Here is an 8,094-nt window from a genome sequence, read left to right on the forward strand (position 1 = left end):
TTAATACCCAATCCCTAATCCTTAATTCCCAATCTAAAATCCAAAATCTCAAATATTTCTTTTATGGCTTCTACTTTTTCCTTTGACATTGTAAGCGACTTTGACCAACAAGAATTGGTTAATACTGTCGATCAAGTTGTACGAGACATCAAAGGTCGTTATGATCTCAAAGATACTCAAACTACTTTCGAGTTAGTCGAACAAAGCATTAATGTCAGCACTGACAGCGAGTTTACCCTAAATTCTTTACACGACATCCTGCGGGAAAAAGCTGGCAAGCGCAACCTCTCCCAGAAAATCTTTGATTTTGGCAAGGTTGAATCAGCCAGTGGTAATCGCGTGCGTCAAGAAATCAAACTCAAAAAAGGCATCAGTCAGGAAATCGCCAAACAAATTTCTAAGTTAATTCGTGACGAATTCAAAAAGGTACAAGCCTCAATTCAAGGTGATGCAGTGCGGGTTTCTGCCAAATCTAAAGATGACTTGCAAGTTGTCATGCAGCGGTTGAAACAAGAAGACTACCCGGTGGCTTTGCAATTTACAAATTATCGTTAAAAGATTTGTATGGTGTGCACTGCCTAACCGAAATATGTCAATTTAAGGGGCTAAATCCCAAATTTGCTGAGTGTAAGCGTCAATATATCGGTGGCGCTTACGCACTGCTTTGATTCATCCCAACAGCTTATGACATTGAATAAGATAGCTAAGTACCTGTGCAGAATTAATTACATATTATAAGGTCATTGCAAGGCTTCCGACGCAATCCCAAACGCCTGCGATTGCAACTCTTAGAGACCCTTCTCTACGAGACGCTCCGCGAACGGCAAGCTCAGGGCAACGCGCTACGCGAACATTCCGCTTTACTTCATTCGCAATGACATTGTGCAATTAATTTTGTCTACCTACTTAACAGGTACATCAGACTGCCAACATCTCAGACTGAGCTTGAGATAGATTACCAAAAAAGTCGTAGTGATCTAACGCTTCCAAAATTCCCCAGGCATATTGTCCTTGAGCAAAGTAAATCTGTGGACAGTCCCGAAACTTTTCAATTTCTTCACTGTAATTTCCAACTACAACTGCCAGTGTATTGCCAGCCAGCATTGATTCATCATTACCTGATGCCCCTGCCACTAAGAACCGTTTCACAGGTAATCCCCATTTCAAAGCAACATAACGAATGGCATCTCCCTTAGAAGCCCGGATAGGCACTAAATCGAGATACCTACTATGGCAGTAAATTCCTTTGACGGCTAGCTGCTGCTGACGCAGATGGCGGATGATTTCCGGGTAGCTAGGCGATTTGTCTGTATCAACAAAGTAGCTGATCTTAAACTTGCCTTGAGTCTCTGGTGGCTGCAATTCAACTCCAGGTATATCCTTCATCGCTTCCCGAATTGCTTCAGGTTGCCAATTAGCTTTAATGTGTCTTTGCCAACTCGTGTCTGTTACTATGTGAGGCCCATAATAAATTTCACTGCCTGTTGATGTAATTAGCAAGTCTGGCATCGGGAAACGCCATTCTTCCAACATACTCAAGGTACTTTTCAGGCTTCGACCTGTGGCAATGCCAACTCCGGTTGTGTGTCCTTCGTTATGGATGCGCTGAATCAACTTGTGCAGTGCTTCTTGGTTCCCCAATAATGTGTTATCAATTTCAGCTACGAGGAAGCGATCGGCTGTTGGCAGGCGGTTAGTATCAGGCACATTCCAGTCTGGATGTTCGACTGCTGGAGATTCGCGCAGAGGACTAAGGAAAGATTGAACTCGTCGTTTTGGAAATAGGCGCACTTTCTTTAGATACTGCTCGACATGACTATCCCAAGAGAAATGTTGGCAGACGTTAACCATGCCATTGCGAGACCAGCTTTGCCATTGTTCGGCATCTGTCAAAGCCGTTCGCAGTGCATCCTGGATTTGTTTAATGTTTAAAGGATCAATCAGCAAACCATTCTTACAAGCTGATATGATATCTTGTGGGCCGCCGTCAGATGTAGCAATGATTGGTACACCAGATGCCGCAGCCTCAATCAAGGTCAGTCCAAATGGCTCTGTGAGCGCTGGATTGATGAAAACTCCTCGTGTTTTAGCTGTCAGCCGATATAAGTCAGGCACATCTTCAGAGTTATGATGTTTGGGATAGGCAATGTAACCATAAAGGTCATAGCGATCAATTAATTGCAAGATTTCTATAAATACCTGGCGTGGCCCCGATTCCATCGTCATGATGTCTTCTCGTTTTCCCAGCACAAGTACCAGGTTTGCCAGGTTACGTAGTTCAGGATCTTCGCCATAAGCTTTAATCAGACTACTCACATTTTTACGAAAAGCCGGGCGAGAAATCGCCATAATTATTGGCTTTTGAGGATCTTTAAGAAACCGTTGCAATTGCTGGTAAATGGGTGGATTCTGCCAATCCTTTGGTGCTGGGTAAAAATGCTCTAGAGTAACACCAGGAGGAATCACTACCATCCGTTCAGGTTGATATCGGTCATAAACGCTGTACTGCTGTTCAACTTCTTGATAAGTACTAGCAATGACTAGTGCTGCACTAGCAAGTGTGGTTTCTTCAGCATCAATTCGTGTACTAATGCGAAAGTGATCTTCAATAACTTCCAGTTTAGTTCCCTGTTCTAGTAATCGTTGCTGCTTAATGCGTCCGAGGGAGTGACCAGTATGCACAAGGGGCGTTCCTAACCAGCCAGCGACCTGACAGCCTACATATCCAGCGTCGGCGTAATGTGTGTGAATAACATTTGGGATTTTTCCAACTTTGCGAATGTATCTGAGCAATTCATCTGCAAAGGTATCTAAATACGACCAGAGAACTTCTTTGCGAAGGTAGCGACGTGGGCCGCAGGGAAGGCGAATAATTTGAGCTTTGTCTGTGAGAATTTCTATCGGTTGAGCGTAGTCTTGGCTGATTTTTGGATCGTTTACCAAACGAGTTACTAAATCAACTCGCTCTACTTGTGGGTTTTTGGCTAATGTACAGGCAAGTTCGACTACATATTTGGTTTGTCCACCTGTATCAGCATCTCTTCCTAACTCCAGATTATGTCCCCTAATTAAGCCATGAACACTGACCAGTAAAATATATAACCCTGGACTCTGTGACATCGTGTCTTCCTCAGTAATTTACTGTATACACCTGCGATTTCTATGTTTCTTGCACCTAACGACCGTTGATTTTTACAGGACAACATTCATACATATCTTGCTAAACATCTGAATGCATCAAAAATAAGGCAGCGTGAATACTTTGTTAGGTTTAAATCAACCTCAATGACTAAAATTAATTATTTGTCATCAGCAATCAAGTTAACTTCCAGATTATAAAATAGGCTTATTTTATCAGCAAAGGACGTAGCGATCGCCTGTTATTTTTGGTGTCAAAAGTTTAAAATTAGGATTTTTGCAATTTCTGCTCACTCGGATTTACAAAGGACTAATGACAAATTTGTTATGTGAATCATAAGAAAGCAGTTAAAACGGCGCTGAGAAAAATATTTGACTCTGCCTAGCGGCATCAGCCAAGGTGCGATCGCACCTTGGAGTAAAAATAAAATATGGAGTTTTTTGTATATTTCTGTTTTTACTACTGCCTCTGAAAAACAAATATCTAAAGTAATTATTTACTACAAATAGTAACAACAAAATACCATCTTAGGGATGATATTAATAATATTAAGTCTATATCTGCTGAAGAACTTATTGTTGGTAAAAATTCTGTATCAAGATGCACAAAATAAGTAAATAAACAAAAATATCACAGCTATTACGAGCGAATGACATGATGTAATTAATTCTGTACGGCTACTTAAAATAATTGAGCCTTTTGCTAAACAAAGGGATTATTCTATGCAGGATCACAAACAGGAGGTTGCAAGTTAGTGAGGTATAGTTTTTATAGTGTACAAGCCCTATAAAAAGCCTTTTTACCTCCAATAGAGACGCTATTAATCGCGTCTCTATTGGAGATTTGGTATTAGGCTTGGTGTAACTACCAGGTATGAGTCGATAATGGGGGATGTTTGACGTATCGACTCAAAGAGCGTGCAAGTAGGTATCTGCGTAGGCGTAGCCCAATCTAGGCATCGCTAACTCTAGCAGCATATTGCGATTAAACTAAAAACGGACGCGCTAGAAAAAAGCTAGAAATTGATTTAGCATCTACTGGCTCTCCCTCAAGAATAGCTTTCTCCAGTTCTTCGGGAGTCATAAATACAGTTTCGATATCCTCGTCTCCATCTTGGGCTGGTGGTGTCTCCAGCTTTGACAAATCTTGAGCGAGAAAAGCATAGATAATCTCATCAGAATAGCCCGGAGCTAGGAAAAACTCGCCTAATTTGTGCCATTTTTGGGCGCTATAGCCAGTTTCTTCTTGAATCTCACGTTGTATCGTTTCTAGGGGGTCTTCATTTGGTTCCACAGTTCCCGCCGGAAATTCTAATAGGCGTCCCTGAACTGCAAAACGATACTGGCGCACGAGTACAAGTTTCCCATCTGGCGTTACTGGTACAGCTAAAGCACCACCAGGGTGACGAATACACTCCCATTCTCCTTCTGCTTTATTAGGCAAACGCAAGCGATTAACTTCAAAATCAAACTTGCGTCCTTTATAAAACAAGCGTTGTTTTAGCAGCTGTGGTAATTCTCTACCTAATGGCATAGTAATATCTGACTATCTGTAACTACAGAGGTGAACTCAACGTTCTTCTGCATTTAAGGATGGTAGTTTTAATTGCCCATCAATAAATGTACATCAGAACAGTCTACCTCTTTGAGCAGTTCTTTAATAACACACCTAGAAACTGGTTCTACCCAATCTGGGGCAATTTCTGCCAGTGGTACTAACACAAAAGCCCGCTCAAGCATTCGGGGATGGGGAATCTGGAGGTTTGGTGTATCCAATATCAAGTCATCATATAATAACAAATCTAAATCCAGGGTTCGCGGCCCCCAGGGTTCTTGACGAACACGCCCAAATTGCTGTTCAATTTCTAATAAAGCTTCTAATAACTGCTGGGGTAGTATTTCCACTTGCAAGATGACGCAGCCATTCAAGTAATCTGGCTGCGGTGGGCCTACAGCTTTAGTTCGATACCAACTGGATCTGGTTTCTAAGAAAATGCCTGACGTTTGGGCTAAAGTTTCTATAGCTGCTTCTAAAATTGTCCGTGAATCGCCTATATTACTACCAAGGGCAAGGGCACTTTTTGCAAGCTTTTCTGAAGCTACATCTGCCTTAGGGAAAACTCGGAGCGTCGGCTTGGGGCAATCTGAACTTTTCAAGGCAGGCATCTCACTTCGGTTAAGCAAGCCGTTTTCAGGCTATTTTTATGGATACTTCGCCGCATCGGTTTCAGATAATGTCAATAGTCTTTATATTCCGAATAGTTATCAAAATTGCAGTATTTTTACAAAACTAAATTCACTTAATCTAAAAAACATTATTCTATGGTGAATTCAGTTAATTATTTATAGGATACTATACTAACACCAAGGTGGTGCTATAACCCCAAAGCTTACTGATAGTGGTTATGTAGTTACTACTTTGAGTGATAAGCCGACGTGGGAAAGCTTACCGCCTGGTTCAAGCGAAGACCAACTAATTTGAGTACTCTGACAAGGATAAACTGCGATTGCCGTCTGGTAATCATCATCAACACAAGGAATCTACAAATGACAGCTTACCACCACCACTTCTGGCATAGGCGAGGCAGCTACTAAGTAAAATGAAAATCTTACCATCTAGGATGACGACCAATCTGGCAAAAAAGAATAAACCACTCTATCGTCGTATATGGTTTTGGGCAAGCTTAGGTGTAGGTGTAGGTGGTGGGATAGTTGGTTTGATCTACGGCATCGGTTTAATAGATCGCACTTTGCCAGATAAAGCTGATCTCAAAGCCGTGGTTAGAGAGCAAACACTGACTATCAAAGCTGCTGATGGCACCATATTACAACAACAAGGTGAAGCAACCAGAGAACAGTTAAAGCTGGAGCAAATACCAGATAATTTAAAAAAAGCTTTCATAGCCTCAGAAGATAGAAGATTTCAGCAACACAACGGAGTTGATCTTCAAGGGATTGCCAGAGCGAGTTTAAATAATTTGCGATCGCAAGGTGTGGTAGAAGGTGGTAGTACCATCACCCAACAGCTAGCGCGGATTCTCTTTTTGAAACAAGAGCAGACAGTTTGGCGCAAACTCAAGGAAGTCCGCCTCGCCCAAAAAATTGAGTCAGAATTAACCAAAGATCAGATTCTAGAGCGTTATCTGAATCTGGTTTATTTGGGAGCCGGAGCTTATGGTGTTGCAGATGCAGCCTGGGTATATTTTAGTAAATCGCCAAATCAACTTTCCCTAGCAGAAATGGCAACGATTGCCGGATTAGCTCCCGCCCCCAGCTTATACGCCCCAGACAAGAATCCAGCAGCTGCCAAACGGCGGCGGGACTTAGTATTGCAACGGATGCAAGAAGATAAAGTAATTACACCGGAGCAAAGGCAGGCAGCAATCCAAGAACCGCTAACGCTTAAAAGCAGTTTACCGAAGCGAATGCAAGTACAATCACCTTACTTTACCAGCTACGTCCAGAAGGAATTACCGAAGTACGTTTCCTCTGATGTGCTAGCAAGTGGGGGTTTAGTAGTGGAAACCACGCTGAATCCAACTTGGCAGAAGGTGGCAGAAGAGGCTGTAGCTAAAACACTGCGAAATCAAGGACGCTGGGAAAACTTTAAGCAAGCAGCTTTAGTCGCTGTTGACCCCCGCAGTGGTGAAGTTAAAGCAATGGTTGGGGGAAAAGACTTTGGTAAAAATCAATTTAATCGCGTTACCCAGGCACAGAGGCAGCCAGGATCGACATTTAAAGGATTTGTATATGCCACTGCGATCGCTAGCGGTAAAAGCCCCTACGATAGTTACCAAGATGCACCCTTTGTGGTAGATGGCTACGAACCGAAAAATTATAGTGAAAATTTCCGGGGTTCAATGAACATCCGAGATGCCCTCACCCGCTCTGTTAATGTTATTGCGGTGAAGGTGTTGATTGATGTGGGATTTAAGCCAACGATTAAACTTGCCCATGAAATGGGGATAAAATCTCAACTCAAACCCACCTATTCTTTAGCTCTCGGCTCAAATGAAGTAAATCTTCTAGAATTGACCAGCGCTTACGGCAGCTTTGCTACTCTTGGATTGCACAGAGAGCCTTATGGTATTCGCCGCATCATCAACCGCCAAGGTAAGGTAATCTGGTCAGCTAAATTCAAGTCTAAACGTGTCCTTGACGCTGACAGTGCCGCCATCATGACTTGGATGCTACGCAACGTTGTTGAAGGGGGGACTGGTGCTGCTGCTCAATTAGGTAATAGACAAGTTGCCGGCAAAACCGGCACCTCCGACAAAGCCCGCGATTTGTGGTTTATTGGCTACATTCCCCAGATGGTGACAGGGGTTTGGCTAGGTAACGATGATAACCGCCCCACAGACGGCAGCAGTAGCAGTGCCGCTTACACCTGGCACGAGTTTATGGAAAAAGCGGTACAGGGGATGCCTGTAGAAAAGTTTCCCAAACGACCCAAGTTAGAAGGTCGCAAAGGCACCATTAAAGCCCAGTCTATTAAGCCTAAACAAGTGCTGAATCGTTCTATCTCTTCTGATAATGACTCAGAAAGTGTTAGAAATTCTGAGGATAGCGGTTCATCTAGGAGACGGAGAAGAAGATATTCTCAAGAAGAACAGCAACCAGAAAACTATACCCGAAGACGGAGAAGGCGCGATCGCACCGAACAATCCAGCAACTCTTCTTCAGAATCATCTCGTCCACGGCGGCGCTCTCGAAGAGTAGAATCTGATTCTCCCCCGCCTCGAAGAAGTCGGCGCTCTTCTCCTCCCGCAAATAATTCCGGTTCTTCAGGTTCTTCATCATCACAACCATCCTGGCGGGATAGACTTAGACCTGCTCAGTAATGGGCATCCCTTCGACTTCGCTCAGGGCAAGTGGGCATCCCTTCGACTTCGCTCAGGGCAAGTGGGCATTAGTTATTCTCCCTTGTCCCCCTTGTCCCCCTGCTCCCTGCTCCCC

6 protein-coding genes are annotated in these 8,094 nt (G+C 43.3%); 3 read left to right on the forward strand and 3 right to left on the reverse strand.

The genetic code is table 11. The annotated features are described in order from the left end of the window. The first annotated feature begins 63 nt into the window (after positions 1–63). Complete coding sequence (locus F8S12_RS37830) at positions 64–555, forward strand: YajQ family cyclic di-GMP-binding protein (protein WP_196521457.1); 492 nt, start codon at positions 64–66, stop codon at positions 553–555. A 363-nt stretch (positions 556–918) separates the two neighbouring features. Here F8S12_RS37830 and F8S12_RS37835 read toward each other — a convergent pair whose 3' ends face one another. Next, positions 919–3,120, reverse strand: coding sequence for an HAD-IIB family hydrolase (locus F8S12_RS37835; protein WP_196521458.1), 2,202 nt, complete (start codon positions 3,118–3,120; stop codon positions 919–921). 390 nt (positions 3,121–3,510) lie between these two features. Between F8S12_RS37835 and F8S12_RS37840 the strand changes: the two genes are divergently transcribed. Then, entirely contained in the window at positions 3,511–3,648 is a 138-nt protein-coding gene (locus F8S12_RS37840; RefSeq protein ID WP_196521459.1) for a hypothetical protein, read from the forward strand. Positions 3,649–4,123: 475 nt separating this feature from the next. On the opposite strand, the gene F8S12_RS37845 is transcribed toward F8S12_RS37840, so the two are convergent. Together F8S12_RS37845 and folK are read right to left on the reverse strand one after the other, a co-directional pair. Beyond that, positions 4,124–4,672, reverse strand: coding sequence for an NUDIX hydrolase (locus F8S12_RS37845; protein ID WP_196521460.1), 549 nt, complete (start codon positions 4,670–4,672; stop codon positions 4,124–4,126). Positions 4,673–4,740: 68 nt separating this feature from the next. Beyond that, positions 4,741–5,304, reverse strand: a complete 564-nt coding sequence (gene folK / locus F8S12_RS37850) for a 2-amino-4-hydroxy-6-hydroxymethyldihydropteridine diphosphokinase (protein WP_196521461.1) — start codon at positions 5,302–5,304, stop codon at positions 4,741–4,743. A gap of 434 nt (positions 5,305–5,738) precedes the next feature. Here folK and F8S12_RS37855 point away from each other — a divergent pair, with 434 nt between their 5' ends. After that, a complete protein-coding gene (locus tag F8S12_RS37855) occupies positions 5,739–7,979 on the forward strand; it encodes a transglycosylase domain-containing protein (RefSeq protein WP_230968557.1) in 2,241 nt (746 codons plus the stop codon). Positions 7,980–8,094: the final 115 nt, after the last annotated feature.

Source organism: Nostoc sp. WHI, assembly GCF_015714725.1.
In the GTDB taxonomy this organism is placed as follows: Bacteria; Cyanobacteriota; Cyanobacteriia; order Cyanobacteriales; family Nostocaceae; genus Nostoc.

Bases quoted from the DNA above. Each gene is read 5' to 3' on its own strand.
- F8S12_RS37835 (WP_196521458.1), bottom strand. From the start codon at position 3,120: ATGTCACAGAGTCCAGGGTTATATATTTTACTGGTCAGTGTTCATGGC.
- F8S12_RS37855 (WP_230968557.1), top strand. From the start codon at position 5,739: ATGAAAATCTTACCATCTAGGATGACGACCAATCTGGCAAAAAAGAAT.
- F8S12_RS37830 (WP_196521457.1), top strand. From the start codon at position 64: ATGGCTTCTACTTTTTCCTTTGACATTGTAAGCGACTTTGACCAACAA.
- folK (WP_196521461.1), bottom strand. From the start codon at position 5,304: ATGCCTGCCTTGAAAAGTTCAGATTGCCCCAAGCCGACGCTCCGAGTT.
- F8S12_RS37845 (WP_196521460.1), bottom strand. From the start codon at position 4,672: ATGCCATTAGGTAGAGAATTACCACAGCTGCTAAAACAACGCTTGTTT.